The 25,920-nt window shown below is 71.4% G+C and carries 26 protein-coding genes and 1 pseudogene; 14 read left to right on the top strand and 13 right to left on the bottom strand.

Annotation, left to right across the window (positions count from 1 at the left end; all coding sequences use genetic code 11):
- Positions 1-62: 62 nt before the first annotated feature.
- Both C4U44_RS35960 and C4U44_RS35955 read left to right on the top strand, forming a co-directional pair.
- Positions 63-1,292 (top strand): glycoside hydrolase family 76 protein, encoded by a 1,230-nt coding sequence (locus C4U44_RS35960; RefSeq protein WP_160145180.1) that lies wholly within the window; start codon positions 63-65, stop codon positions 1,290-1,292.
- Positions 1,293-1,511: 219 nt separating this feature from the next.
- Positions 1,512-2,063: a hypothetical protein gene (locus C4U44_RS35955; RefSeq protein ID WP_103890292.1), complete on the top strand. Its 552-nt coding sequence runs from the start codon at positions 1,512-1,514 to the stop codon at positions 2,061-2,063.
- An 81-nt stretch (positions 2,064-2,144) separates the two neighbouring features.
- Here C4U44_RS35955 and C4U44_RS35950 read toward each other — a convergent pair whose 3' ends face one another.
- Both C4U44_RS35950 and C4U44_RS35945 read right to left on the bottom strand, forming a co-directional pair.
- Positions 2,145-4,070 carry an alpha-L-fucosidase gene (locus C4U44_RS35950; protein ID WP_103890291.1) on the bottom strand — a complete coding sequence of 642 codons (1,926 nt, stop codon included), beginning with the start codon at positions 4,068-4,070 and terminating at the stop codon, positions 2,145-2,147.
- The gene (locus tag C4U44_RS35945) at positions 4,067-6,124 is read right to left on the bottom strand and encodes a family 20 glycosylhydrolase (protein ID WP_103890290.1); all 2,058 of its coding nucleotides are present in this window, start codon (positions 6,122-6,124) and stop codon (positions 4,067-4,069) included. The genes C4U44_RS35950 and C4U44_RS35945 overlap by 4 nt, the downstream gene beginning before the upstream one ends.
- Positions 6,125-6,272: 148 nt before the next feature.
- Here C4U44_RS35945 and C4U44_RS35940 point away from each other — a divergent pair, with 148 nt between their 5' ends.
- Positions 6,273-7,169, top strand: coding sequence for a MurR/RpiR family transcriptional regulator (locus tag C4U44_RS35940; RefSeq protein WP_103890289.1), 897 nt, complete (start codon positions 6,273-6,275; stop codon positions 7,167-7,169).
- A 114-nt stretch (positions 7,170-7,283) separates the two neighbouring features.
- Here the strand turns inward: C4U44_RS35940 and C4U44_RS35935 are convergent, their stop codons facing one another.
- Both C4U44_RS35935 and C4U44_RS43020 read right to left on the bottom strand, forming a co-directional pair.
- Positions 7,284-7,670, bottom strand: coding sequence for a hypothetical protein (locus C4U44_RS35935; RefSeq protein ID WP_103890288.1), 387 nt, complete (start codon positions 7,668-7,670; stop codon positions 7,284-7,286).
- Between the two features lie 304 nt (positions 7,671-7,974).
- A pseudogene (locus tag C4U44_RS43020) lies at positions 7,975-8,799 on the bottom strand (DnaJ C-terminal domain-containing protein); the annotation flags it as partial.
- 993 nt (positions 8,800-9,792) lie between these two features.
- On the opposite strand from C4U44_RS43020, the gene C4U44_RS35925 reads away from it, so the two are divergent.
- The 3 genes from C4U44_RS35925 to C4U44_RS35915 all read left to right on the top strand — a co-directional run bounded on the left by C4U44_RS35925 (position 9,793) and on the right by C4U44_RS35915 (position 11,477).
- Entirely contained in the window at positions 9,793-10,017 is a 225-nt protein-coding gene (locus C4U44_RS35925; protein WP_103890286.1) for a dTMP kinase, read from the top strand.
- Between the two features lie 121 nt (positions 10,018-10,138).
- Complete coding sequence (locus C4U44_RS35920; RefSeq protein ID WP_103890285.1) at positions 10,139-10,876, top strand: barstar family protein; 738 nt, start codon at positions 10,139-10,141, stop codon at positions 10,874-10,876.
- 166 nt (positions 10,877-11,042) lie between these two features.
- Positions 11,043-11,477: an SMI1/KNR4 family protein gene (locus C4U44_RS35915; RefSeq protein WP_103890284.1), complete on the top strand. Its 435-nt coding sequence runs from the start codon at positions 11,043-11,045 to the stop codon at positions 11,475-11,477.
- Between the two features lie 128 nt (positions 11,478-11,605).
- On the opposite strand, the gene C4U44_RS35910 is transcribed toward C4U44_RS35915, so the two are convergent.
- The 3 genes from C4U44_RS35910 to C4U44_RS35900 all read right to left on the bottom strand — a co-directional run bounded on the left by C4U44_RS35910 (position 11,606) and on the right by C4U44_RS35900 (position 14,049).
- Positions 11,606-12,304, bottom strand: coding sequence for a nucleotidyltransferase domain-containing protein (locus C4U44_RS35910; RefSeq protein ID WP_103890283.1), 699 nt, complete (start codon positions 12,302-12,304; stop codon positions 11,606-11,608).
- Positions 12,305-12,416: 112 nt separating this feature from the next.
- Entirely contained in the window at positions 12,417-13,433 is a 1,017-nt protein-coding gene (locus C4U44_RS35905) for a CU044_5270 family protein (protein WP_103890282.1), read from the bottom strand.
- The gene (locus tag C4U44_RS35900) at positions 13,426-14,049 is read right to left on the bottom strand and encodes an RNA polymerase sigma factor (protein WP_103890281.1); all 624 of its coding nucleotides are present in this window, start codon (positions 14,047-14,049) and stop codon (positions 13,426-13,428) included. Before C4U44_RS35900 ends, C4U44_RS35905 begins: the two co-directional genes overlap by 8 nt.
- 185 nt (positions 14,050-14,234) lie before the next feature.
- Here C4U44_RS35900 and C4U44_RS35895 point away from each other — a divergent pair, with 185 nt between their 5' ends.
- The gene (locus C4U44_RS35895; protein WP_103890280.1) at positions 14,235-14,813 is read left to right on the top strand and encodes a hypothetical protein; all 579 of its coding nucleotides are present in this window, start codon (positions 14,235-14,237) and stop codon (positions 14,811-14,813) included.
- Positions 14,814-14,916: 103 nt separating this feature from the next.
- On the opposite strand, the gene C4U44_RS35890 is transcribed toward C4U44_RS35895, so the two are convergent.
- The 3 genes from C4U44_RS35890 to C4U44_RS35880 form a co-directional block, all read right to left on the bottom strand.
- The gene (locus tag C4U44_RS35890; RefSeq protein WP_103890279.1) at positions 14,917-15,603 is read right to left on the bottom strand and encodes an alpha/beta fold hydrolase; all 687 of its coding nucleotides are present in this window, start codon (positions 15,601-15,603) and stop codon (positions 14,917-14,919) included.
- 160 nt (positions 15,604-15,763) lie between these two features.
- On the bottom strand, positions 15,764-15,946 hold the full coding sequence (locus C4U44_RS35885; protein WP_103890278.1) for a DUF1877 family protein: 183 nt from the start codon (positions 15,944-15,946) through the stop codon (positions 15,764-15,766).
- Positions 15,947-16,083: 137 nt separating this feature from the next.
- Complete coding sequence (locus tag C4U44_RS35880; protein ID WP_103890277.1) at positions 16,084-16,899, bottom strand: hypothetical protein; 816 nt, start codon at positions 16,897-16,899, stop codon at positions 16,084-16,086.
- 192 nt (positions 16,900-17,091) lie between these two features.
- Here C4U44_RS35880 and C4U44_RS35875 point away from each other — a divergent pair, with 192 nt between their 5' ends.
- The 3 genes from C4U44_RS35875 (at position 17,092) to C4U44_RS35865 (ending at position 18,572) form a co-directional block, all read left to right on the top strand.
- Positions 17,092-17,754 (top strand): hypothetical protein, encoded by a 663-nt coding sequence (locus tag C4U44_RS35875; RefSeq protein WP_146088423.1) that lies wholly within the window; start codon positions 17,092-17,094, stop codon positions 17,752-17,754.
- A gap of 105 nt (positions 17,755-17,859) precedes the next feature.
- The gene (locus C4U44_RS35870) at positions 17,860-18,351 is read left to right on the top strand and encodes a DUF2975 domain-containing protein (RefSeq protein ID WP_103890275.1); all 492 of its coding nucleotides are present in this window, start codon (positions 17,860-17,862) and stop codon (positions 18,349-18,351) included.
- A complete protein-coding gene (locus C4U44_RS35865; protein ID WP_103890274.1) occupies positions 18,351-18,572 on the top strand; it encodes a helix-turn-helix domain-containing protein in 222 nt (73 codons plus the stop codon). The genes C4U44_RS35870 and C4U44_RS35865 overlap by 1 nt, the downstream gene beginning before the upstream one ends.
- A gap of 188 nt (positions 18,573-18,760) precedes the next feature.
- Here the strand turns inward: C4U44_RS35865 and C4U44_RS35860 are convergent, their stop codons facing one another.
- The 3 genes from C4U44_RS35860 to C4U44_RS35850 all read right to left on the bottom strand — a co-directional run bounded on the left by C4U44_RS35860 (position 18,761) and on the right by C4U44_RS35850 (position 21,272).
- The gene (locus tag C4U44_RS35860) at positions 18,761-19,534 is read right to left on the bottom strand and encodes a glycosyltransferase family 2 protein (RefSeq protein WP_103890273.1); all 774 of its coding nucleotides are present in this window, start codon (positions 19,532-19,534) and stop codon (positions 18,761-18,763) included.
- Between the two features lie 140 nt (positions 19,535-19,674).
- A complete protein-coding gene (locus C4U44_RS35855; protein WP_235032609.1) occupies positions 19,675-20,190 on the bottom strand; it encodes a hypothetical protein in 516 nt (171 codons plus the stop codon).
- Between the two features lie 41 nt (positions 20,191-20,231).
- Positions 20,232-21,272: an aldo/keto reductase gene (locus tag C4U44_RS35850; protein WP_407642937.1), complete on the bottom strand. Its 1,041-nt coding sequence runs from the start codon at positions 21,270-21,272 to the stop codon at positions 20,232-20,234.
- A 206-nt stretch (positions 21,273-21,478) separates the two neighbouring features.
- Here C4U44_RS35850 and C4U44_RS35845 point away from each other — a divergent pair, with 206 nt between their 5' ends.
- The 4 genes from C4U44_RS35845 to C4U44_RS35830 all read left to right on the top strand — a co-directional run bounded on the left by C4U44_RS35845 (position 21,479) and on the right by C4U44_RS35830 (position 25,916).
- Positions 21,479-22,270: a FadR/GntR family transcriptional regulator gene (locus tag C4U44_RS35845; RefSeq protein WP_235032608.1), complete on the top strand. Its 792-nt coding sequence runs from the start codon at positions 21,479-21,481 to the stop codon at positions 22,268-22,270.
- 179 nt (positions 22,271-22,449) lie between these two features.
- Positions 22,450-23,547: an enolase C-terminal domain-like protein gene (locus C4U44_RS35840; RefSeq protein WP_103890271.1), complete on the top strand. Its 1,098-nt coding sequence runs from the start codon at positions 22,450-22,452 to the stop codon at positions 23,545-23,547.
- Positions 23,548-23,589: 42 nt separating this feature from the next.
- Complete coding sequence (locus C4U44_RS35835) at positions 23,590-24,987, top strand: ABC transporter substrate-binding protein (protein WP_103890270.1); 1,398 nt, start codon at positions 23,590-23,592, stop codon at positions 24,985-24,987.
- Positions 24,984-25,916, top strand: coding sequence for a carbohydrate ABC transporter permease (locus C4U44_RS35830; RefSeq protein WP_103890269.1), 933 nt, complete (start codon positions 24,984-24,986; stop codon positions 25,914-25,916). The genes C4U44_RS35835 and C4U44_RS35830 overlap by 4 nt, the downstream gene beginning before the upstream one ends.
- Positions 25,917-25,920: the final 4 nt, after the last annotated feature.

The following is a 25,920-nucleotide window of genomic DNA, read 5'->3' as shown; positions in this document are numbered from 1 at the left end:
ACGGGCGGCGGCCCGCGGTGCGCGGCGCAATTCGAACCCATCGACCCTGCGAGGACGAGGAGTTGACGACGTTGTCCATCGACGATCGATCCGGATCACGCCCGAGCCGCAGGACATTCGGCAGGGCCGCCCTGGTCGCGGGCGGTTCGCTCGCACTGGGACTGTCCGCGACACCCGCGCTCGCGCGGACGCCCGGGTCACCGGCCGCCCCCGGGGCGTACGCGCAGCGCGCGGTCACCGCGTACGACGCCCTGCAACGCACCTTCTACGACGCGAAGACGAAGCTCTACGCGCCCAACTTCCCCGCCCAGCCCGGCGACAACCCCTACGCGTACGTGTATCCGTACGCCGGGGTCATCACGGCCACGCTCGACCTGCTGCGGCTCGACCGCGGTTACGCCTCGGCCCTGCGGGACCGGGACGAGGCGCTGGCCGCCTACTACAATCCGGCACCGGCCTCGGCCAACCCGCTGAGCCCACCCGCCCCGGCCAGCCCGCCCGGCTACGCCTCCTACGTGCTGCCCCCGTTGGGCGGCAGCGGCGACCTCTTCTACGACGACAACGAGTGGCTCGCGCTCGCCGCCCTGCAGCAGTACCGGACGACCGGGGACAGGGCGGCCCTGAGGCGTGCCGAGCTCATCAACACGCTGGTCGCCTACGGTTGGGACGACGACCCGAGCCACCCCGACCCCGGGGGCACGTTCTGGACCCAGGCCACGTACAGCCACGACCGCAACACCGTTTCCAACGGCCTCGGTTCGGAGATCGCCAGCCGCCTGTACCTGCTCACCGGCAAGCGGACCCACCTCGACCGGTCGCTCCGGCAGTTCGCCTGGGTCGACCGCTACCTGCGGGCCCCCAACGGCCTGTACTGGGACCACGTCGACCTCGACGGCACCGTGAACACGGCCCAGTTGGCGTACAACCAGGGCAACATGCTCGGCGCGGCGACCCTGTTGCACCTGGCCACCGGCGAACGCGCCTACCTCACGCAGGCGATCGACATCGCCGGGACCGCGCTGGAGGTCTACGGCTCCAGCCCGACCCTCTCCTCCGACGTCCCGGGCGCCGTGACGTTCTTCAAGAACCTCTTCCTCCTCCACTCCGTGCACCCCGACGAGAGCTACCGCCGCCGTCAGCGGGAGTACGCCGACACCCTGTGGGCGACGGTCGACCCCGCCACCGGCCTGCTGCCCACGGACGGCGGCCTCGCCGTCAACGCCCAGGCCGCGCTGGTCGAAACGCAGGCGCTGGCGGCGTGGAGCCCGCGCGACTACCACCTGCTGCTGTGACCCCCGCCGCCCGCCTACCCGGGCCCCGGCCGCACGAGGCGCGGCCGGGGCCCGGGTGTCTTTTCGCGGGTGTCCTCACCGGTCGCCCGGTACTTCCCGCGGAGTAGGCCGCGTGCCGCCCCCGGGACGACGATCTCCGCGCCGATCGGGTCCAGGATCGTAGGCGACGTCCGCCCGACACCCGGAAGGACGCACACCGGACACCGAGGACGCGAGACCGTGGACACCCAGCCGCCGAAACCCGCCCCGCTCGGGGCGAGCCGCCCCCGCCGCCGTGGCACCCGGCTGCCGCCCCGGTGGCGCAGAGCGCTGCGGGCCGTGCACGTGACGGTCTCGATCGGCCTGCTCGGCAGCGACGCCGCCGTGCTGGTCCTGGCCGCGGCGGGCCGGCTGGGCAGCGACCCGGTCACCGTCTACCCGGCCGCCCACCTGATCAGCGAGCTGCTGCTCCTGCCGCTGGCCGTGCTGGCACTGGCCACCGGCGTCGCGCTCGGCCTGCTCACCCCGTGGGGCCTGCTGCGCCACTGGTGGGTGGCGCTGAGCCTCGCGTTCACGGCCGCGGGCACCGTCCTGGGCGCGCTCGTGCTGGTCCCGGGCCTGGGCGATGCGGCCTCGTCGGCCCTGGCCGGGCAGCCCGTCGCCGACCCGACCGGCCTGGTCCGCGACGCCGGGGCGGCCTGCTGCGTGCTGATCGCGACCGTCGTGCTCTCCTACGTCAAGCCCTTCGGCACGGTCCGCCGCGGGCCCCGCATGGGGCAACCCGGACCCTGACGCCGGCGTGTGGGCGTCAGGGTCCGGGTTGCCGGAAACGGGGCGGGCCGGGCGAGGTGCGCCGGCCCGCCCCGTACCGGGTTACGCGGGCGTGCGGTACAGCCCCAGCATCGCCAGGCGCGGGGTGGCCCGGGCGCGGCCGACGGTGATCCGCAGGGACCGGGCGGCGCTCTGCGCGGGCACCGCGAGGATCCGGGAGTAGCCGATGGTGGTGCCCTCGGCGATGGTGGTCCAGGCCGTCCCGTCCCAGACGTCCACCGTGAACTCCTCGACGTGCTGCCCGCGCCGGATGTCCTCGCCGAGCCGCACCTGGTCGAAGGACAGGCCCTTCGGCAGGCGCAGTTCGAAGGAGCCGGTCGCCGCGCCGCCCGACGGCGACCACGCGGTCTCCAGCCGGCCGTCGGTCAACGTCCGTGCCAGCGAGCCGGGTCGGGCCCCGGCGAGCAGGTTGCGGCCGTAGGTCGCGGCGACGGCGCGTCCGAAGCCCGTCAGCGCGGCGACATCCGCGTCGTCGACCCGGCCGCCGGTGCTGGGCGGCACGTTGAGCAGCAGTACGGCGTTGCGCCCCACGGACGTGCGGTACAGCTCCGTCAACTGCTCGGCGGTCTTGGGCTGTTCGGACGCGTGCCAGAACCAGCCGGGCCGGATCGACACGTCCGCCTCGGCCGGGAACCACTGGAGGAACTTCACCCCGGGCGCGGTGATCGCCGCGTCCGAGCCGATGTCCTCCGCCTGCGCCCCGTTCGGCAGCAGCCCCTCGCCGTGTGCCGTGGCGGGGTCGGCGGTCGCCGGGGTGACGCTCCACTCCGTCAACCGCGCCTGCCCCGCCTCGTTGCCGACCCACCGCGTGCCCTGCGGCCCGGCGAAGGTGACGGTGTCCGGGGAGAGCGCGCGGATCAGCGCGAACCAGGTGGTGAAGTCGTACGTCTCGGTGATCCCGCTGGACGTCCAGGGGTTGGCGCCGTCGAGCCACAGCTCGTCGATGGGGCCGTACTGCGTGAACAGCTCGTAGAGCTGGTTGAGGTAGTAGGCGTTGTAGTCGTCCGCCATGACCTGGAAGCGGGGCAGCCGGCCGGCGGCGAGCGCTTCGGCCCGGTCGTCGCCCTCGACCAGGGTGGGGACGGTCCGCGCGGTGACCGCGCTGCCGCTGCCGTAGCGCCCCATACCCGACGGGGCCCGGTCGCGGTCGTCGTACGTCGACTGCTCCTCGGTGTCCAGCTGACCGCCGGCGTCGTGCTTGGCGACGATCCCGGCCACGAAGGTCTCGTGCCAGGCGTGCGGGAGTTCCGCGCCGTCGGCGGGGGAGAGGTAGACGCCGACCTTCAGGCCGGCCTTGCGGGCGGCCGCCAGGTAGGTGCCCAGGATGTCGCCCGCCGGATTGACGTTGCCCTCTCCGCGGATCCGCCAGAACGCCGCGTAGTCGTCGCCCCGTTGAGCGGTGGCGGTGGCCCGTGCGGCGCGGGCGGTGGCGTCCGGGCCGCCGTCGCGGTACCACCACGGGCTCGCGATCACGCTGTGGTTGGTGTAGCGGGTGGGGTAGACCACGAACCCGTCGTGGTGCTTGGCGGTGAGCATGACCTGCTTCATGCCGGCCGCCCGGTAGGCGTCCATCCACTGGTCGATGTCGACGGCGGTCGGGGCGAAGGTCACCTCGTCCTCGCAGCCCGAGCCCCACTCGCGGTCGGTGAAGGTGTTCATCCCGAAGTGGGTGAACCCCGTCACCTCCCGCTGCTGCCAGCTCACTTGCGGTGGCCGCGGTACGACGGCGGCGGCCTTGGCGACGATGCGTTGCGGCGTGTCGGCCGGGTCGACGGCGATGATCGGTGCGGGCCGGATCGCTCCCGTGCCCCCCGAGGTGACGGTCGAGGCGGCGGCGGGTGCCGATTCCGGTGCGGGCGCGGATCCCGGTGCGGGCGCGGCGCCCGCCCGGCCGGCGGTGAGGCCGGCCGCCGCGACGGCCGCGGTCGCGGCGGTCCCGCCGCGCAGTACGTCCCTGCGGCTGATCATGACTGCCCCTTCACCGCGGTGAACCGCCACACGTCGCCGGTCGCGATGTCGCGCGGCTCCTGGACGACCGGGCCCCAGGCACGCGGCGACTGCAGCGTGAGCTGGGTGATGGCGTTGACCACGCGGTAGCCGCCGGGCACGGGTTCCAGCTGCCACTTCTGGCTCTCGGAGCTCGCCACGCAGCTCTCCGCGGTCGCGCCGGCATCCGCCTGCTCCACCACGTGCATGTTGTTCGTCGTGCCGCGGCTCATGTCGGCGCACAGCCCGCCGTCGGTGTCGACGAGCTGGTAGTAGCCGTCGGAGGTGGGCACCAGGTGCCAGGTGCCCGCGCTGTGGCCGGTGATCAGCGCGGTTCCGGGTGCGGGAGCCGCGCCCGTGGAGGAGGCCGGAGCGGACAGCGCGCCACCCGAGTCGCTCAGCCGGTAGCTGCCCTCCGGCAGCGGCTGGACCCACTGCGGACCCCAACCGGGCGCGTGGCCCAGCGCATTGGCGAGCGCGGTGAAGCCGGTGTAGTCGGCGGTGGGCCGGGGGCTGCCCCACACGCCCTGGGCGAAGGCGCGCAGCGAGGTGAACATGCCGTTCTGGACGGCGTTCTCGTTCTCCTTGCCGTAGTTGTCCGGCCAGACCATGTACTCGGCGCCGGTCACGCGGGAGCCGGTGTCGGTGACGGTCTGGTCCGCGAAGTCCAGCGGCGACCAGTCCGCGTCGTACAGCCGCTCGGCGTCGGGCTGGTAGCCGCCCCTGACGTAGTACCAGGCGTCGGTGGCGTTCATCACCTGGTAGCCGTCGTCCAGCAGTTGCTGCGTGGTGACCTTCTCCGGCAGCCAGTGCTCGATGACGATGTCCTTGTTGAGCGGGACGGTGTTGTCACCGGTCAGGCCGTCGTTCCAGATGCGCAGCGTGCGGCCCTTGGAACGGACGTAGGCGTCCACCCGGTTGACGAAGTCGATGTACGCGTCCTGCGCCGTGGCGTTCGGCCCGAACTTCTGCCGCGCGTAGGTGAGCAGTTGCGGGAAGTTGCCGTAGGCGGAGTTGACCATGTACTCGTCCGCGCCCATGTGGAAGTACGGCCCGGGGAACACGCTCAGGTCGTTGTCGATCAGGTGCGTGTAGAAGGTGAACGACGCCGGGTTGGTGACGTCCAGCCGGGTCGGGTCCTTCACGCCGTCGGCGTTGGTGAGCTGCAGATCCGGGTACGGCGTGATGTACGGGTCCACGTGGCCCGGCGAGTTGATCTCCGGGATGACGGTGATGTGGTACTTCGCGGCGAGCGCCACCAGCGCGCGCACTTCCGGTTTGGTGTAGTACGAGAAGGTGTTGACGGCCGGGTACTCGTCGTTGCGGACCTTCAACTCCAGGTGCAGCGTGTTGAGTTTCAGGTACGCCATGTCCTTGATGAGGCGGTCGAACCAGGCGTCGGTGTTGTACGTGTAGCAGGCGCACACGCCGACCGCGCGCTCCCGTGCGGCGGGCACGTCGGTGGTGCTGCCGTGCGGCAACGCCGCGCTGGTCGCCAGCAGTTGGAGGATGGTGCGGGTGCCGTAGAACACGCCGTCGCCGGTGCGGCCGGTGACGCTCGCCTCGGCGCCGACACCGAGCTCGTACCCCTCCGCCCCCAGGTCGGTGCGCTTCGCGTCGGTGCGCAGCACGATGTCGCCGGGCCGGGCGGGTCCGCCCACCACGGGCAGCCGCCAGCCGTGTGCGTCCCGCAGGTCGGCGGCGAGGGTGACCGCCGTCGCGCGGTTCGCCGCGTCGGTGTCGATCCGCGAGGTGGGGCCCAGCCGCAGCGAGCCGTCCGCCGCCTTCCAGTTGTCCAGCGCCGGGATCAGCGCGGGCGTCGCGGAGTCCGCTGCCGCGGTGGCGGTGGCCGGCGCGGTGCCGGCCGAGGCGGTACCCGTGCCCGCGCCGGCCAGCAGTGCCGCGGTCAGCCCCAGGCAGACCGCGGCGGCCCCTGCCGAGGGTCTCCTCAGAACGGCGGCGGCGTGTCGCCGCCACGCCGGCGGTGGTGCGGTTCGCCTCGTGCCGCCGGGGCGATCCTCGTCCAACGATGTCATCACATGCTCCCGTCGAAGAAAAATTATTCTCCGCCGAAGGACTCTGCAGGTGAGCCACCAGCCAAGTCAAGGGTCGTTCAGCGGCGTTGACACGCCGAAAGGAGGTAACGGAGAATAATTCTCCGCCAGTCCGGGAGGAATCGCCCCCATGCGTACAGCTTTCGATGCCACCGACGACGGAGTCGTCGAGCGCATCCGCGGGCTCATGCCCGAACTGCCCGAAGCGCAGCGCGCGACCGCCGCGCTGATCCTCGACGATCCCGCCTCCGTCGCCCGGATGACCATCCTCGACCTCGCCGAGGCGTGCGGGGTGTCCACCGGGAGCATCACCCGCTTCTGCCGGTCGCTCGGCCTGCCCGGCTACGCGGCGCTGCGCATCGCGCTCGCCTCGGACAGCGGCCGCACCGGGCGCGAGACGTGGCAGGAGAACATCGGGCGGCAGATCTCCGAGAACGACGGCCTCGCCCAGGTCGCCGGCGCGATCTCCGCCGCGGTCCGCCACTCGGTCGGTGAGACCCTCGACCGGCTCGACCTGCCCGCCGTGGAGCGGGCCGCCTCGGCGATCGCCGGCGCCCGGCGGGTGGAGATCTGCGGCACGGGCGGCAGCGCCGGGATGGGTACCGAGTTCCAGCACCGCATCTTCCGGATCGGCGTCCCCGCCTGGTCGTGGAGCGACACCCAGGTCTCCCTCACCGGCGCCGCGCTGCTCGGCCCGCTGGACGTCATGCTCGCCATCTCCCACAGCGGGACCACCCGCGAGGTCACCGACCTGGCCGCGGAGGCGGCCGCCCGCGGCGCCACCACCATCGCCCTCACCAACGACCCCCGCTCACCCCTCGCCCGCCGCGTCGACCTGCTCCTCACCACCGCGGTCCCCACCGACGCCCCCGGCCACGCGAGCATCCTCAGCCGGCATGCCCAGATGGCCGTCCTCGACCTGCTGTACGTCGCGGTCGCCCAGCGCACCTACGACCAGTCCACCGAGGCGATGGCCGCCACCGCGGAGGCCGTCCGCCCCTACAAGCAGCCCCCGCCCACCCCCTGACGAGCGGAAGGCCGCGCCGGCGCACGCGTGCGCGGCGGAAGATCCGCGAGGGGAGGAGCGGGGCTGCGGGACCGTCACACTGGGGGAGGGGCCCACCCCCTCACCGGCGCCGGCTCAGTAGGAGTGGATGGACGTCGCCTTGATGCGGCGGTAGGCGCCCCACGTCGTGCACACGGTCGTGCCGGACTTGTTGTACTGGGTGCCGTGCGCGGCGATCCGCCAGCCCGGGTAGGCGATGAAGCCGCCGCCCTTCTTGTACAGGCCGCCGTTGCCGCCCATCGTGTAGCCCACCAGCAGGTAGTGGTACCCGGCTGCGGACCGCAGGTACACGCATCCGTCGGAGTGCTGGTAGGTACCGTAGAACGTCCCCGTCCGCGACGCCGCCGACACGCCCGCCGTGGCAACTCCCGGCGCCTGCGCCGCCGCTGCCGGCACCGTGGCGCCGAGCACGAGGGTCAGCGCTGCTGCGGCCAGGGCCGCCGCCGTCTTCCTGTTCGTCATGGTTCCCGCTCTCTCGGGTGCCCGGTCGGATCTCCGATCCGATCGGCACCCCGTCGATGGTCGAGGGGTCCGGCGCGGCACGCTCCCGGTCCTGCCGGCCGGCGCGGCCGCCGGCCGGTACGGACCGTCCCACCGGGTGGGCCGCGCCGTCCGTCGTGCACCATCGAGACTGCCGGTCACCGCCAGCGATCGGCCAGCAGCGACGAGGACTTGAGGGGATTACGGGACGTCCCGCCGGCTGACCTGCCGAGACGTCGCGCCGCATGCGACCGTGACGGGACGGCAGCGCCCCGGCCGCAGACGCTCACATGGGCTGGTGGCCGTTGAAGGCGTCCTTCAGCCGGGAGAAGAACCCCTGCGCCCCGGGGGTCAATTCACCGGTCGGGTGCTCCTCGCCGCGGGCTCTGGCGAGTCGGCGCAGCAGGTCCTCCTGGACGGAGTCGAGCCCGGCCGCGACGGTGACCTCGACATGGACGACGAGGTCGCCGCGGCCGTCGCCGTTGAGGTGGGTGACGCCCCGTTCGGGGAAGGGGATGGTCCGGCCGTACTGGGTGCCTGGCCGGATGGCCACCTCCGCCGCGCCGTCGAGCGTCTCCAGCGGGATCATGGTGCCGAGCGCGGCCGCGGTCATCGGGATGGTGATGGTGCAGTGCAGGTCGTCGCCGCGGCGCTCGAAGATCTCGTGCGGCCGCACGTGGATCTCCAGGTACACGTTGCCGGGCGGGCCGCCGCCGGCCCCGGCCGCGCCCTCGCCGACCAGTTGGATCCGGGTACCGCTGTCGATACCGGCGGGAAGCCGGACGGTCCGGGTGCGGCGCGAGCGCACCCGCCCCTCGCCGGCGCACTGCGGGCACGGCTCGGGCAGCACCGTGCCGAGGCCACGGCATCGCGCGCAGGTCCGCGATTCCATGACCTGACCGAGGAGGGATCGGGTGATCCCGGAGACCTCGCCGCGGCCGCGGCACACGTCGCACTTCCGCGCCGGGGGGACCTGGCTCCCGCACCTGTCGCAGGCGACCGCGGTGTCCACCTCGACGTCCTTGGTGACGCCGAAAGCGGCTTCTTCGAGCGCGATTTCCAGGGGGATCACGACGTCGTCGCCGGACCGGTCCCGCGGCCCCGGAGAGGACTCGACGTCCTCGGCGCCCGCCTGGTCGTCCGGACCGCTGCCGGGTGCCGCGGCCTGTGCCCGCGCCTGCTCGCGGATGCGTGCCGCGTCGGCGACGGCCCGCTCCCGTTCCCGCTGCGCCTCCTCCCGGGCGGTGGCCAGTTCCTCGGCCACCCTGCCGCGGAGCCGCGCCAGTTCGGTGGCGGCCTGATCCCTTTCGGCCTGGGCTTCGGCGATGAGCTGGTCGGCCCGGGCGCCGGCCACCTCCCTGATGCCCGCCGCCTCCGTACGAGCGGCATGCAACAGGGATGCGGCGTCCTGCGCGTCGGATGCCGCGGGATCGGTCGGGGTGGCATCCGTGTCTGGCACATGCGGGGTGGCGTCGGCGCCCGACAGGTCCGGCGCGGGCGGATCGGGCGGTGGGGACGCCACCCGGGCTGCGGTGCGCAGCGCCTCGAGCGCGCGCCAGCGGCTGCGCCAGACGTCGAGCTCCGCCGACCGGGGGGTGAGGGCCTGGCACGGCCGGCCGTCCTCGTCGAAGGCCAGCAGGGTGCGGACCAGGGTGAGCAGCAGTTCCAGGCGGGGCAGCCGTTTCCCGTTGAAGACGTCGCTGAGCGTTCCGAGCGGCAACGGCCGCAGGACCTGGACCTGTTCGGCACGGCGCGCGATGTCCCGCAGCGACGGGTTCCCCCGATCCAGCCGCAGATCACGCAACTGCTTTGCGAACAGCGACAGTTCCCGGGCGAAGCTCTCCTGGACGTGCGGCTCGCCGCTGTCCGGGCTGGCGCTGTCACCCATGTCCTTCCCCCCGCCGGCGATGCATGGCCTCAGGCTAAAGGGCAGCGCGCGGAGCGGTGTTGGACTTGACGGAACGATCCGGAACACCCCGCGGTTCCATGTCCGGCCCGCGCGGAACACCGGCTCCCGTACCGGATCGTTCGCAGTCGGCGGAGGTTCACCGAGTCCGTTCCTCACGCTGGGTGAACGGATCCTCCAGGGCCTGTACTTGCCGACATGACCCTTCTTCCGCTGCCTTCGCCCCGCACCGCCGGCGCCCTCCAGCGCGTGCTCCTGGTCGCCCTGCTCGCCCCGGCCGTCCTGCTGTCCCTGCTTGCGATGGTCCCCGCCCTGCTCACCCTGCCGTTCCTGCCGGGCGGAACCGAGCGCACCGTCACACTCCTCCACGCCCACACCGTCTACGTCCGCACCCTCCTGACCGGCAGCCGACCTTCCCCATAGGCCGGGGCGCCGGCGCGAGCGACCCCAACCTCCTTGCCCCGGGCGGGCGTCGTCCGCCGAGCACGATCGACCTCCGTCAATCGCTCCGGCTCCGAGCCCGTGCCGTGCGAGGATCTCGCCCATGACGACCGTGCCCGCTCTGACGGAACGCCGTTCCCCGTGGGTCGTGTTCACCTCCTCGTCGGACCCATGGCTGGCGTCGGAAACGGCCGCGCTCGTGCAGCGGAACGGTCTGGTCCTGCGACTGGACGGCCGGGAGATGCGGGATCCGGCATCCGTCTTCCGCACCTTCGCCCGGGAGCTCTCGTTCCTCGGTTGCTTCGGCCACAACTGGGACGCGCTCGTGGACTGCCTCCACGACTGGCACGGTCCCGGCCACGGGGACCAGGATCTCGCGATCCTGATCGAGCACGCGGACGACCTGCTGACGTCGGACTTCCTCGGGCTGTTCGTGTCGGTTCTCGCCCAGGCGGCCTGGAACTCCAACCTGCGCCTGGACGCCGACGGAGAACCCCATGAGGGGCGCCAGCGTTTCGCCCAGCACTTCCTCTTCCTCCTGGACCGGACCGCACCCGTTGCCTTCACGGAGAAGGCGGCCCGCGGTAGGGACGTGGCGGTGGCGCTCTCGGACGGCCGCCTGCTCGTCACCCTGACCGATGTCGACTGGCCCGGTGGAGATCCCGCGTCCGCCCCCTGGACGGCCGGCCCGCTGTCCTTCGCGGACGAGGAGATCCGCAGCGGTATGACCCTCACGGCCATCAAGTCGTTCCGGGACCAACTCGGTTGCTCGATCCACGAGGGACTGGACATCGTCCGGTCCCGCTCTGCATTCTTGCGCGGTGAAGGTGCGGGGAACTGAATGATGAGGCCGGTCCCGTTCGCCGATTCCCTGGCGCCGGACGGTGGGAGGAGGAGCACGGGATGGTCGTCCGGCGGCCCGCGCGACAGTCCGGCGACCCCCTCGCCGGAGTGCTCTGTTACCCCACGACCCCACCGTCACCCGGGTAATCAGTACCCTTCGGGCCATGTGGCGAGAAGCGGCTCTCGAAGCCTTTCCTGGGACAGAGTTGCGGAGCCCCGCACATATGGCGGCCCTCGCTGACGCGGAGCACCGTCTCGGACGTGAGCTGCCTGGCGCTCTGAGGCAGCTGCTCCTGGAGTGCGACGGCATGATCGGGCACTCCGCGGTGGACACCGTCTGGCCGGTCGAGCAGATCGTGGAGCAGAACCTGCTCTTCCGCACGGACAGCTCCTTCGCCCAGCTGTACATGCCGTTCGATGCTCTGCTCTTCTTCGGGGACAACGGAGGCGGGGACCAGTTCGCCTTCGTGCAGACACCCCAGCGGCCGGACATCTTCGTCTGGGAGCACGAGACCGACAGCCGCCGCTGGGTGGCGGGGGACCTGACGGACTACCTGGGCCGTTCACTGGCCGACGGCAGCGACGACTGGTATCAGTAGTCCGTCGACGTGGTGGATGAATGTGGACCGGGCCCCGCGTTCAGGAGGTCAGGCGCGGAGGCAGGTAGCTGGAACACGGTTCGTGCCTGGCCCTTTCGGCGTCGGTCAGTGTGATCGCCCTTACCGACTCATCGGACCGCGTACCCGTCCCACAGCGGGCCGCCGGCCAGGTCCAGTACGCCTGTCACGACCTCGGCGAAGCGCTTCGTGTCCCCGGCGATCGCCTCCGCGGCCGCCTCGGACAACGCGTGGTGCACCTCGGGGGCGGCGTCGGCCAGGCGCCGGGACAGCCACTTGCCCGCGCCGAGCCAGTGCCCGCCGAGCAGGAGGACCAGCTCCGATGCGCGCTGCAGCGTGTACGCGACCAGGTACGTCCGCTCGGCAGGGTCGGTGCAGCCGCGGAGGTCGTCGAGCAGGTCGGTCAGGATGTACCGCTGGTAGTCGCGCTCGGGATCCGAGAACGGCGCCGGACCCGCGGCCAGCCGCCGGCGCGCCTCGTCCTGGAGCGCGGCGCCGAGCCCGTCCGCGTCGACCAGGAGCATGCCGTCGGCGCACATGGCGAGCAACGGCGAGTTCCGCTTCGCGGTCTCCTCGTCGGCGAAGCCGTGCCACACGGCCTCCGTCTGCACGAACAGCTCCACCGGCCAGCCCCGGTACACCAGGTTCTCCCGGCAGGGGGCGGGCGGCCCGTCCATGACGACCACGATGTCCAGATCGGAGGTGGGCGTCCGGCGGCCGGTCAGCACGCTGCCGGCGAGGAAGACCGCCCGGGCGGCGGGAAATCGGTCCCGCACCAGTTCGCGGGCGGTGAGTACGGGGTCATCCATGATCGCAGCATACGGGCCGCCGTCCGTCCCGTGAGGGGTCGAGTACGCCGAGGGCGGCCGCGGGACCCTCCGGCCCGGGCCGCCCTCAGGGGACCGCCGGGGCCATCCCCGGCTACGGCCGCTCCTTGACCTTGTCGACGACGGCCCAGGTGTCGAGGGAGGAGAGCTGGGTGTACGTCTTCCTGTTCTTTCCGCTGCCCGAGGTGCTCTGGTCACGAAAGCCGAGGAACTCGTAGGTCTTCGGGTTGAAGATGAAGTAGCCGCCGAAGCCCGTCGACCCCTTCGGACGCGTCGGGTCGTCGTAGGTGACGGCCACGCCGGTACGGCCCTTGGCGTCCTTCTGGTTCGGCACCACCTTCACCCCGGGGAACATGCCGAGCGCCTCGTACGCCGCCGGGCGCAGCCCCGCGGGCATCACCGGGACCAGCTTGAGCAGCCCGGAAAGCTCGAAGTGGGCCAGCGACCAGTCGATGTTGTTGAGCCGGCTGAGGGAGTGGTCCTTGCCGTTGGGTCCCTCGACGAGCCAAAGGATCAGTTGCGTGGGATCGGTCGGAAGCTTCTTCAGCGTTGCCCAGTCCTCCGGGGGCCACACGGTCTCGTTCTTCGGCGGCGGAGGCGACCACCAGCCCTTGCCGATCTCCATGACCCAGGAGGGCTTCGAGTTGTCCACCGACCGCCAGTTCTCGTCGGTGTAGGTCCTGGTGGCGCCGGTCCGCTGGTTGGTCTCCTTGATGATCTCCTTGGTGTAGATGAACTGGTCGTTCCTCGGGCTGGCCGGCTGCTCGTGCTGCCGGGCGTAGGTGGCCGCGCCGTCGAGCACCACCTGCGCGCTGACGTTCCGCAGGGCCGGGGAACCGGTCGACGACGGTGCCGCCGTCCCCCCCTTGGCGCGGCCGTCGTCGTGCACGGCGACCAGGACACTGCCGGCGACCGCGGCGGCGACCATGACGGTCAGGGCGATGCGCAGGACGGGGCGGCGATGGCGGACGGCCGGCGCCGGGGCGGCGGCGTTCTCGGGGTCCATCGCGGTGAGCAGCCGTGCCCGCATCCGTCCCCGGGTGGCGTTGTCGAGCGGGGGAGCCCCCGCGTCGTACTCCCGCAGTTCTTCCAGTTCGTCGATGTCACGCATGGGCGTCTTCCTCCCGGAAAGCTGTCGGATCGGACCCGCCCAATGCTTCGCGTAACCTGCTGCGAGCCCGGTTCAGCCGAGATCTGACGGTGCCGACCGGTACCCCGAGCGCCTGGGCCACTTCCTCGTAGCCGAGGTCGCCCCACGCCACCAGCAGGACGACGTCCCGGTGCCGGGCGGACAGCTTGGCCAGGGCCGCGGACAGCTCCCGGCGCACCCCCGTGGCGCCGACCCTGGCGACCGCGCGGTCCGCGACCGGCTCCTCGTCCTCCACCGGCTCCGGAACCTTCGCGAGCGCCTTGAAACGGCGTGCTTCGGCTCTGCGGTGCCGGCTCATGAGGTTGGTCGCGATGCCGAACAGCCACGGGCGGGCGTCCGCACGCAGGGGGTCGTAGGTGTGGCGTCGCTGGAACGCGGTCATGAACGTCTCGGCCACCAGATCCTCCGCCGTCTCGGGACCGATCCGCCGGGCCACGTAACGGTGCACGGCGTCGGCGTACCGGTCGAACAGCGCGGCGAACTGCTCGGGCTCATCCCGGGACCGCGCGATCACGCGGGCGTCGTCGTCCTCGCGATTCTCCTCGCGGGCACTGACGCCCGGGGACTCGACGGCCATCGGGGCTCCTTCCGTCGTCTGAACGCCTCGAAGGCTTGGGCTTGTTCGGGTGGTTCACCCATCCTTCGCCGCTCGACCGCATCGAGTTCCATTCCCCGTTGACGACGCGGTCCGCCGGGACCGTCGGGCAACATCCGCCACCCGCCGACGAGTTCAGTAGCCTCGGGGGAACGACAGGGGGAACCATGGTCGAGGAACAACGCTTCGTTCCGGCGGAGTTCGGTCTCCACGAGTTCGACGACGGCGACGTCGCGGCAGGCGGGGGTGCGGCCGCCCGGCGGTGGTTCAGCCACTGGGACGGGCTGATCGGTGCGCCCGCGGAGGAGGTGCATCTCGGGTGGGCGGCGGCCGGCTCCGTCGTGATCGTGTGCACGTCGGGTCGCCGCTACGACCGAGCGGAGGCGAGGTTCCGGGCGGCTCACCTGGCCCTCGGCGGTGACGCGCTTCCCCTGGCCGCACGGCCGCGGGGACCGCTCGCCACCCACCAGGCCATCGACGCGCTCGCGAACTCCGAGGCTCTCTGGACGCGAACCGGGACGGGGATCGCCGGGTCCGGAAGCGGACCGGGTACGGAAGAGGATCGCGCCGAGACCGCCACGGCGGACGGGTTCTCGATGGGCTACCAGCGGCTCGGCGATGTCGTCGTCTTCGTCGTGGCCGTGCAGCTCGATCCGGCCCGGTTCCGCGTCCGTCCGGTCGACGACTGGTCGGCCTACGCCGTCGACGCGCGCACCGGATTCCCGCTCAGCGCCCTGAAGGCGTGACGCCCGGCGCCTTACGGCCGGCCCGGGGGAAGCCTGCGGCGGCCCGGGTCACACGCGGGCCGCCGCGCCTGCTTCAGCTGCGTGGGGAGGCAGCGCCGCGGGTCTACCCCTGGAGCGACTTCGCGGCCTCGCGGATCACATCGAGGACGAAGTCGGGATGCGACAGCATCGGAACGTGGCTGCTGTCCACGGGGCGGACCTGCGCGCCCATGCGCTCGGCGGCGGCCCGCTCCAGGTCGGGATGCACCGTCTCGTCGTTGTTGGCGACGATGAACCAGCTCGGCTTGGTCCGCCAGGCGGTGCCGGGAACCTGCTGGTTGAACAGGTCGGCCACGGGAACGGCGCCCGTTGCCAGGACGAGCTTCTGCTCCGCTTCCGGGAGGTCGCCGCAGAAGTGCGGGACGCCCGACGGCTTCATCCACACGCGGCCGTCGACGACCTCCACCTGTTCGAAGATCGGCGTGGGCGGGAACTTGTCCTGCTGCTGCTGCGACGTCTCGTCCTCGTCCGGCGCGAGCGCGGAGATGTACACGAGGGCACCTACGCGGTCATGGGTGCCCGCCTTGGTGATCAGCGTCCCGCCGTAGGAGTGACCGACGAGCACGATCGGGCCGGGGACGTGGTTCAGCGTGAAGTTGACGCACGCCACGTCGCTCTCGAGCGAGTTGAGGCCGTGCTGCGAGGCGAACACCTCGTGGCCTTCGGCCTGGAGGGTGGGGATGAGCTTGTTGAAACACGACCCGTCCGCCCAGAGCCCGTGAGCGAAGACGATGCTGGGTTTGCCCGCCATGGCGATTTCCTCCTACGGAGCTATCACATATCACCCCAGTCCATCACATTTCGCAGTGAATGCGGAATATTGAGCGGTGGCCAGGCGTGTCCGGCTCCGCCGCTGGCTGCTGCGGGGATCCGGGGGGATCTGTGCCTCTGCCATCCGGGGGCGCGGAAGTTCAGTCGAGCCAGACCAGCATGGCCTCGCCCGCTCGGGCGGCGGCGCCGAAGAACGGGACGAGCGGGTCGAACCACCCGCGTACCCATTCCAGGGCGCCGGCCTCGTCCCAGAAGAGCGGGTAGATCCGGACGGCTGTCAGCTGCTCGGGGTCCACGTCCCGGATCACGTCCTGGAACGGCAACTGCCGTCAGGCCCGGGGCGGGAACCCTTTTCCACGGCGCGGGGTCCGGCCCCGGCGTCCCCGACCGGCTTGGCGGGGGCGCCGGGTCGAACGTCGAGGCACGAGTCAGGCAGGTCGTACCCGTGGTGGCGCCTTGGCTACTGTTCGATGCGCTGGCGCCTTGCCTCCTTGAGGAGGGCTACGCCGGGATTCGATCTGACGGAGAGTCGGTCGTTGATCCGCTGGACCTCCCGCTCCAGCGGGTCGGTGACCGGTGGGCCCTCGCTCAGGATCGCGACCCGTTCCAACGAGGCCGCTGCGTACCCGCAGACGCCCGCCTCGCCTTCGACGGCGGCCGCGTCGGACCGCGGCAGTGTCACCTTCGCGACGGCGGCCTCGGCGATCAGCATGAAGCCGTCGCTGGAGAAGCCCTTCTGCTGGCCGAGCGACCACTCCTCGATCGGGCCGTTCGCGGTGTCCTTCTCGCCGAGGCCGGTCTGACGGTCGGCGTCATCCGCCGTCGGCGGCCCCTGCAGGACGAGGTTGGCGGCAAGCCCGCCGAACGTCACGTGGGTGAGGATCTCCTTGGCCTGCCGGGGCCCGCAGCCCCGGGCGATCACGACGTTCTGCCGGCTCCTCAGCTCGGCCAGCTTGGTGGGTTGGCGGTTCAACGCCAGCTCCAGTTCGGCCGCGAGAGCGGCGTCGTTGCCCATCCGCGCCTGGCACCAGTGACGGGCGGCGCTCGTCACAGGCTCTTCCTGGACCGCCTGGGCGATCAGGTCGCGGTAGACGCGTACCACGTCCGCCATGTCGAACTGCGACGCGTCGCTCGCGGCGTTGATGACCAGCACGGTCAGCAGCCGGCGCCTGATGGTGGCCGCCTTCGGCGCTTCGGCGCCCAGGGCCTTCACGGCCGGCTCGACACCATGGACGGCGGTGGCGTTGGTGTAGGTGTTGCTCCCGTCGATGAGCACGGACCCTCCTCCGGCGGGATCTGCCTCCCGCCCCGGTCTCCTGCCGCGCCTCCCCTCGGCGCGGTCGGGTACGGTCACGTTCCCACAAGTCATCCTTTGGGCGCAGACAATCACACGAATCGGGACGTAAGCTGATCTGACGTATCGTCACCGGCTTCGCCGGACCCCGTTTCATCCCGGTAACCTACGAACATGCCGAGTCGCGCGGAGTTACGCCGGATGCGCCGGATCGAGCGCAGGATGAACGTCCTCCTGCCCAGGGTGGTGCGTCGGGTGACCAACGGCGAGCCGACCCAGCCCGGTTGGCTGCCGCGCCGTTGGCTGACGGTGGTGTCGAGCGACCTCGACCTCGACGCGGGGATCGGAGCGGTCTGGGTGGTGTGGCGTCCCGGCTCGGCGGGAGCGGAGGCGTACACCGGGCTGTTCGAGCGCTGCGGTCGGGAGTGGCGCTCCACCGGCGGAGGCGCAGGGTCCAGCGCCGGCCTGCCGGCGGAACGGCGGGCGGTGGGCCGGTCCGGGCAGGTCGGGATGATCGAATTCGGGGGAGGCATGGGCGGTCTGAGCCGCGCCGACAGCCTTCGGCGGCATCGCCCGGAGCTCGGCGAGACGTCCCACTGGGTCGGGGCCGACGAGATCCACGTGGCCGCCGAAGTGGACCACCTCCTTCTCGGCGAACGCCGCATCGACGTACCTCCGCACGGCGCGCTCATCGTCGCCTGGAGGTCCCCGTCCACGAGTCAAGGCGGGACGCGACCGTTGATCGTGGCGGTGGGCCGCGACGGCGCGGAACTCTCCAGGATCGGCCCCCACGACAGCATGGACAGCTACACCTGGGCGCAACTGAGCGGTGAGTGAGAAGGGTCGAGCCGTAGGCGCCTGTCGCCTGTCTCCCGGTCCGACCCTTGCCCGACCTATCGACATTCGATAGATTCCCATCGCAAGTCGATGGGAGGACGCGTCATGGGAAAGCTGGCCGTGCGTGCGTTGCGCGCCGTGCTCGGGGTGGTGCTCGTCGGCACCGTGTTCGTACAGGCGTCGATGGTGTGGGTGCTGGTCAGCGGAAGTGACCCCGAGGACGGGTCCGCTCCGCTGACCGCGCTGCGCGTGATCACGATCCTGGGCATGGTGTCGGCGCAGATCGCCCTGATCTGCGTCTGGCGGCTGGTGACGATGGTGCGACGCGGGACGGTGTTCTCGCACACCGCCTTCCGGTACGTCGACGCCGTGATCGGCGCGATCGTGGTGGCGGCTCTCCTGTGGTTCGCGGTCACGATCGTCAACGCACCGGGTCAGCGGGACGACCCGGGCGTGAGCCTCATCATGGGCGGGGTCGGCGTGGCCATCCTGGGAGTGGCCCTCATCGTGTTCGTGCTGCGGACGCTGCTCGCCCAGGCAGTCGCGCGCGACGTCGAAGCCACGCAGATGCAGGCGGAGTTGGACCAGGTGATCTGATGCCGATCGCCGTCGACATCGACGTGATGCTGGCCAAGCGGAAGATGTCCGTGGGCGAACTCGCGGATCGCGTGGGCATCACGCCCGCCAACCTGGCGGTACTCAAGAACGGCCGCGCCAAGGCGGTGCGTTTCGCGACGCTCGCCGCGCTCTGCGAGGCGCTCCAGTGCCAGCCGGGCGACCTGCTGCGCTGGGAGGCCGACGACGCCGCGGACGAATGAACCGTGCGGCGTGGCGCAGGTCGGCGTCCACGAAGGAGCACAGGGTGGATCGCCATCGCGATGTCCTGGCCGAGACCACGTTCTGTCCGGTGAAGTCCTCGCCGCGCAGGGCCGGTTGGAGCTGGCGCGCGGCGAGTCGCTGTCCAGTGGTCACGGGCTCGGCCATGAGTGCCGGCCTGCCGGCCGATCTAGATGCGTGAGTTGCGCAGTGACTGCCATACCGCGCCGGCCAGGGCCCGCGTCGCCCGCGGGACCGACAGCTGCTCGTGCTCGCGGTAGAGGGCCCAGTTGTACTCCACCAGCGACAGCTTGTTGGAGGACAGCGATCCCGCCTGGTGGGCCCTGTACACCGCAAGCGGCTCGGCCAGCCCCCGGGCGTCGGCGCCGTCCCGCATGATCGACAGCCAGAGGGCGTAGTCCTGGCGCTTGCGCATCTCCGGCATCAGCCGGGTGCCGAGGACATTGCGGTCGTACATGGCGGTGAGCGCACCGATGTGGTCCTGAACAAGCATCGCGCGGTAGTCCACGTGCTCCCGCGCACGGATCACCCGCCCGTTCGGGACCCAGTCGGTGCTCTCGCCGTCGTGGTCGGCGTCCATCTTGAAGTACGAGGTGAACGTCAAGGGTGCGGTGGCCTCCGCGGCGAAGGCGAGCTGCTTCTCGGTCTTCTCCGGAAGCCACATGTCGTCGCTGTCGAGAAAGGCGATGTAGTCCCCGCGGGCCCGCTGGATCGCGAGGTTGCGTGCACGGCCCGCACCGCCCCGTTCGGGCGCAGACTCCGGCAGCACGCGCTTGTCCTGCTCGGCGAACTCGCGCAGCAGGTCCATGGAGCCGTCGGTGGACTCGTCGTCGGTGACCAGCAGTTCCAGGTCGCCATGGGTCTGGGTGAGTACCGATCGTACGGCTGAGCCGAGGGTGGCTGCCGAGTTGTACACGGGCATCACGACAGACACCAGGGGCACAGGACTCTCCTTGTCGGATCGAAAGCGTGGTCCATTCAATCACCGCGATCGAGGAGGACGCGCTGCGCGGCGATGTCGACAGGGCTTCACCGTCCCACATCGGTGCCGGCGAGGTGCGGGCGAGGTGCGGGCGACGCGGATCACCCGGTTTCGCGCGCGGGCGAACCGTGGCCGTGCTGTGCCTGATGTGCTGCTTCCCACAGTGCGGCGGCGACGGCGACCTCCGTGCCGGCGGGACCGACGGACCAGAAGAGGGTGATCTGGTCGGGCTCGGTCCGGCCCGTCGCCGCGCCGCACAGGACGGCACCCAGGTCGACCATCCGGCCGGCGGGGAAGATGTGCGGCTCGGTGTAGCCGGCCGCCTGAGCGAGGGAGTCGGTGACGATCACGTGGGCCCGGTCGGCCAGGGCCGCGGGCACTTCATGGCGCGAGGCCGTCTTGGGTCCGAGCGTCGTCACATGTGTCCCGGGCGCGATCCAGTCGGCGGCCAGGACGGGCGCCGCGCTGTCCGTGGCGACGACCACGACATCGTGGTCACGCGCGGCCTCCTCCACCGTTCGCACCGCCCGTACCCTGATGCCCAACTCCCCGGCCGCCCGCCGGGCGAACGCCTCCGCACGTTCCGGTCTGCGGGCCGCCACGGTCGCCTCCACCACGTGCCAAGAATCTTGGGAGACGCGTGCGGCGCGCGGTGCCGTCAGGGGATGAGCGCGTCCAACTCCGGCCAGGTGCCCGGGGGCAGCTCGGACATCGCCCAGCCGGTGGCCGACGTCGCCTCCGCCGCTGTGCGGGTGCCCACCACAACGGAGGCCACGGCCGGGTGGCGCAGCGGGAAGCGGATCGCGGCGTGCGGCAGGACCGTACCGTGCCGCCGGCACACCTCGGCGAGCGCGCGGGCGCGATCGAGTACCGCCCCGGGGGCGGGACCGTAGTCGTACGACGCGTCGTCCGTCGGCCAAGGCCGGCTGAGCAGGCCGGAGTTGAAGGGGGCGGCGGCCACCACGGAGATCCCGCGCCGCACGCACAGGTCGAGCAGCGCGGCCGCGCTCCGGTCGACCAGGGTCCAGCGCCCGGCCACCATGAGCACGTCGACGTCCGCCTCCGCCGCGATCCGGGACAGCGGTGCCACCGTGTTCATGCCCGCGCCGATCGCACCGACGACGCCCTGGTCCCGCAGGTCCGCGAGGGCGGGCAGCGCCTGGTCCAGGGCTTCGTCCAGGTGGTCGTCGGGGTCGTGGACGTACACGATGTCCACCCGGTCCAGGCGCAGCTGCCGCAGGCTGTCCTCCAGGCTGCGCAGCACACCGTCACGGGAGTAGTCGGGCCTGCGGGTCAGCGTGTCGGGTACGGCGAAGCCCGCGGCCAGGTCCGAGCCGGTGGGTGCCCGGTTGGGCGTCAGCAGGCGGCCGACCTTGGTGGAGACGGCGTACTCGTGCCGCGGGCGTCCGGCGAGCGCGTCGCCCAACCGGCGTTCGGACAGGCCGAGTCCGTAGTGCGGGGCGGTGTCGAAGTAGCGGACTCCGCTGTCCCAGGCGGCGTCGACGGCGGCGAGCGCGTCGGGTGCGGCCAGCGGGCGGTAGAGGTTGCCGAGGGGCGCGGCTCCGAACCCGAGCGCGGTGACCGTGACGCCGGTACGGCCGAGCGGGTTGCTGTTCACCTCGCGGCGCCGGATGGGGCTCTCATGGATCTCCTTCATCGTCCTCGGCGGCTCGATCCTCGGCGGATGAATCTGCTTCATCGCGCCGGGAGCACGATAAGCGGGGCCCGTGGGCGGCGCAACGGGTTGGACCGGTGCTGCTGCGCACCCTCGCAAGTAGCGTGATCGGGGCCGCTCGTTGCCGGTCGGAAGAAAAATTGACCCGACTCTTCCCTCCGTGTCATCCGGGTGTCATAGTGACGGCGCAAATGAATCCGACTCATCGAGCCGAGGGGGAAGTTGTGGGTGTGCCTGGCGAACGTGCCGTGCCGTCGGAGGGAGCCGAGAAGCCGGCCGCGCCCTACCGTCCGGGCTACGAGCTGGTGGCCGAGCAACTGCTCACCTACATCGCCGAGCAGAACATGAAACCGGGAGACCGCCTGCCGACCGAGCAGGGGCTCGCGCAGATCCTCGGCGCCACGCGCAACGTCACGCGGGAGGCGATCAAGGTGCTGGCCGCGATCGGCCGGCTCAGCGTACGCAGGGGCGCGGGCATCTTCGTCGCCGCCTCGCCCGGGGCGCTCAACGACGACCGGCTCGCGCACTTCCAGCCGACCCAGATGGACCACGTGATGATGCTGATCGACTACCGGCAGCTCATCGAGTCCGACACCGCCCGCAAGGCCGCCGCGCTCGCCACCCCCTTGGAGGTCCGCGCCATCGCCAGGAGCGCGAGGTCGTCCCTCGACGCCGCTCTCTCCGACGACGTCCAGGCGTTCGCCCTCGCGGACGAGCAGTTCCACGACGCGGTCGGGACCGCGGCGCACAACCTGTTCCTGCGGTCCAGCGTCGGCACCATCCGCCGGCTGATGTCCCAGACCGACATCCTCCTCCTGCACGGAGACGTGCCGGGGTCCATGGAGGCGGCGGGCAAGCAGCACCTCGCCATCGCGGAGGCCGTCTCCTCCGGCGACGCGGAGGAGGCCGCCGAACTGATGCAGGCCCACATCGACACCACACGCCACCAGGTCGAACGCAAGATCCGCGACCGGCTGTTCAGCCTGACTCCACCGGTGCCCGCTCGCGTGCCCCGGCGCTGACCCCTCCGGCGCCCACCACCCTCCCAAGGCGCCGTGTCCGGACCCCTGCGGCCCGGCCGCCGCGGCGTCGAACAGGCCTGCGGCACATCGTCTCCGCGGGCCGTCGTCTCCTCGGGCCGTGGTTCCGCATGCCCTTGTGCCCTCCCCAGCCGGTCCGTTCACAGAAACAGAAAGCACGGATGAAGATCACTCATGTCGAGGTCCACCGGATCGACGTCCCCGCGGCCGACCCGCCCTTCCGGTGGCGGCGCGGCCTGGCCGGCAGCCCTCCGGTCGGCGACGGCGCGGTCCTGCACATCGGCACGGACGAAGGAGCCGAGGGAGTGGCGCTGCTCGCCCGTCCCGGAGCAGCCGTCACCCTGCGTGATCTCGTCGACCGCGTCTTCCGCGACGAGCTGATGGGAGCCGACCCCTTCCAGCGGGAGTGGCTGTGGCACCGGATGTGGGAACTCGACCGCATCCACGAACTACCCCTCCCGACCCTCGGCCTGATCGACACCGCCCTGTGGGACCTCGCCGGGCGGGTCACCGACCAGCCCGTGTGGCAGCTGCTCGGCGGGTTCCGCGACGCGATACCCGCCTACGCCTCCACGTCCACCTTCGACACCACCGAGGAGTTCCTCGACGTCGCCGACCAGTGCCTGGCCCTGGGCTACCGGGGCATCAAGCTCCATGCCTGGGGCGACGCCCGCCGCGACGCCGCCCTGTGCCTGGCGCTGCGCCGGCACGTGGGCCCCGACGTCCCGCTGATGTACGACGGGTCGGCGGGCTTCGACCTGCCCGATGCGATCTTCCTGGGCAAGGCGCTGGCCGAGGCCGACTACCTCTGGTACGAGGAGCCGATGCGGGAGTTCAGCGTCAGCGCCTACCGGCAGCTGGCCGAACGCGTGGACGTCCCCCTGCTGGTGGCCGAGACCTCCGACGGCGCACACATGAACTCCGCCGACTTCATCCGGGCCGGCGCCGCCACCTTCGGCGTGCGCGCGAGCACCACGCTGCGCGGCGGCGTCACCGGCGCCATGCGCACCGCGCACCTCGCCGACGCCTTCCGGGTGCGCGCCGAGGTGCACGGCTCCGACATCCCCAACCACCACCTGTGCATGGCCATTTCGAACACCACCTACTACGAGTCCCTGGTCACCGCAACGACCGTCGTGCGCGAGCGCCACGTGGACGACCAGGGACTCGTGCACGCCCCCACCGGGCCCGGCATCGCCCTGCCGCTCGACTACGGCTACGGCGCGGAACTCCGTGCCTTCGTCGAGCAGCCCCGCTGAACAACAGCCGCACGTGAGCACAGAGAACAGAGAGGCAAGACGATGAGGTCTTCCGGATCTCCGAGAACGGCCCCGCGCCGCCGCGTGGCCCGTACCGCGTCGGCGGCCACCGCCCTGGCCGCGGCCGCCGCACTGGTGGCCGGCTGCGGCGCCAGCGCCGACACCAGCAGCAGCCCCGCCAAGCAGTCCGGGCACTCCGCGTTCCAGCCGGTCGCCCAGAAGGCCGGCTCGACCATCACCGTATGGGCCGACTCCACCCGGCTGCCCGCGGTGCAGGCGTACCAGAAGTCGCATCCCGACGTGAAGATGAAGATCGTCACCTACGACGGCGGCGCCGACGGCTCCACCTACCTCCAGACCAAGGTGCAGCTCTTCGACCGCACCGGCAGCGGCTGGCCGGACGTCGTGTTCGGCTCGCCCACCGACGTCACCTGGGCGTCGGCTCCCACCAAGCCCGGCGCGACCCCGTTCGCGGCCCCGCTGGACCAGAAGCTGGTACCCGCCAGTACCCTGGGCGGCTTCGCCAAGGGCTCGCTGACGCCGTGCCAGTTCAACGGGCACACCTACTGCCTGCGCAACGACATCGCGCAGGTCGTGCTCTGGTACAACAAGAAACTGATGGACCAGTGGGGCTACACCGTCCCCACCACCTGGGCGCAGTACGAGGCGCTGGGGGAGAAGGTCGCGAAGGAGCACCCCGGCTACCTGGTCGGCTCGGTCGGCGACACCAACTCCCAGGAGTCGTACCTCTGGTCCAGCCAGTGCCCGGCCTTCCAGGAGACCCAGCCCGGCACCCTGCGGGTGGCGCTGAAGGACCCGGACTGCACCCGGATGTCGACCCTGCTGGACAAGCTGATCTCGGCCAAGTCGGTCAGCACCGAGGGCTTCTTCAGCCAGGGCTTCGCCAAGGACAGCGGCTCCAAGGTCCTGATGGCCTACGGGCCGTCCTGGTACGGCCAGTACCTGTTCAAGACCGCGTTCAAGACCCCCGCCGGGCAGATCGCCGCCGCCGCCCCGCTGACCTGGCCGGGCGAGTCCACCCCCACCACCGGCAACGTCGGCGGCGGCGTGTGGATGGTCTCCTCGCACAGCAAGAACCTGAAGGCGTCCACCGACCTGGCCACCTGGCTGACCACCTCCGACGCCAACCAGACCGCCGCGCCGACCTACCCCGCCTACGCCCCGGCGGCCAAGGCGTGGCTGTCCAACCCGGCCAACAGCTCCTACTTCGCCGACGACGTCAGCGGACCCTTCCAGCAGGCCGCCGACGAGGTGTGGACGGGCTGGTCGAACACCAAGTTCTCCGACGCCACCGCCTGGTCCAGCGTCGTCCTGCCCGCGCTGACCGCCGGCAAGTCGCTGACCTCCACCCTGCCCGCCTGGCAGAAGACGATCAGCAACGAGGCCAAGGCCGACGGATACAAGGTGACCAACGAATGACGCTCGTGGACACCCCGCCCGTCGCCGCACCCGCTCGCCGCCGCGGCACCCAGCCGCGGCGGCGGGCCGCCGGCCTCGCCGGCTGGCTCTTCGCCGGCGGCTACACCGTGCTGCTGCTCGCCTTCGGCGTGTTCCCCACCTGCTACGCCTTCTACCTGGCGTTCACCAACGACGCGGGGCAGTTCACCGGCATCAACCAGTTCACCAAGGTCGCCCGTGACTACCGGTTCGGCCCGGCCTTCAGCCACGTGCTGCTCTACCTGGTGCTGTGGCTGGTCACCCTGGTGGTGCTCACCGTGCTCGCGGCCGTCGTGCTGCGCAGCCGCGTCAGGCCGGGCCTGTCGGCGCTGCTGCGGTTCCTCTACTACATCCCCGGCGCGCTCGCCGGCGTCGCCAGCGTGCTGGTCTGGCTGTTCATGCTCGACCCGGACGTCAGCCCGGTCTCCTGGCTGCTCAGGGCGATCGGCCTGGACAGCTTCGCGGCGGTGCTCGCCCCCGGCGACCTGCCGGTGATCTTCATGCTGATCGCGTTCTGGACCGGCGCGGGCGGCTGGATGGTGGTGATGTACGGGGCGCTGAACAACATCCCCGACGAGGTCCTGGAAGCCGCGAAGATGGACGGCGCGGGACCCTGGCGCAGCGCCTGGCACATCCAGATCCCGATGATCCGCCAGTGGATCGCCTACATGACCATCCTCGCGTTCGCCGGCGGCACCCAGCTCTTCGTGGAGCCGCAACTGCTGCAGACCGCGAGCCTGGGCCGGATCAGCCCCACCTGGTCGCCCAACCAGCTCGCCTACGTCTACGCCTTCCAGCAGGGCGACTTCAACGGCGCCGCCGCCATCTCGGTCTTCCTGCTGGCCCTCGGCCTGCTGTGCGCGGGCCTGCTGGTCTGGCGCTCGAACATGTTCACGATCGAAGAGAAATGACGCC

This window comes from Actinacidiphila yanglinensis, from assembly GCF_900107965.1.
GTDB lineage: Bacteria > Actinomycetota > Actinomycetes > Streptomycetales > Streptomycetaceae > Actinacidiphila > Actinacidiphila yanglinensis.
This window is presented reverse-complemented; position numbering and strand designations above follow the sequence as displayed.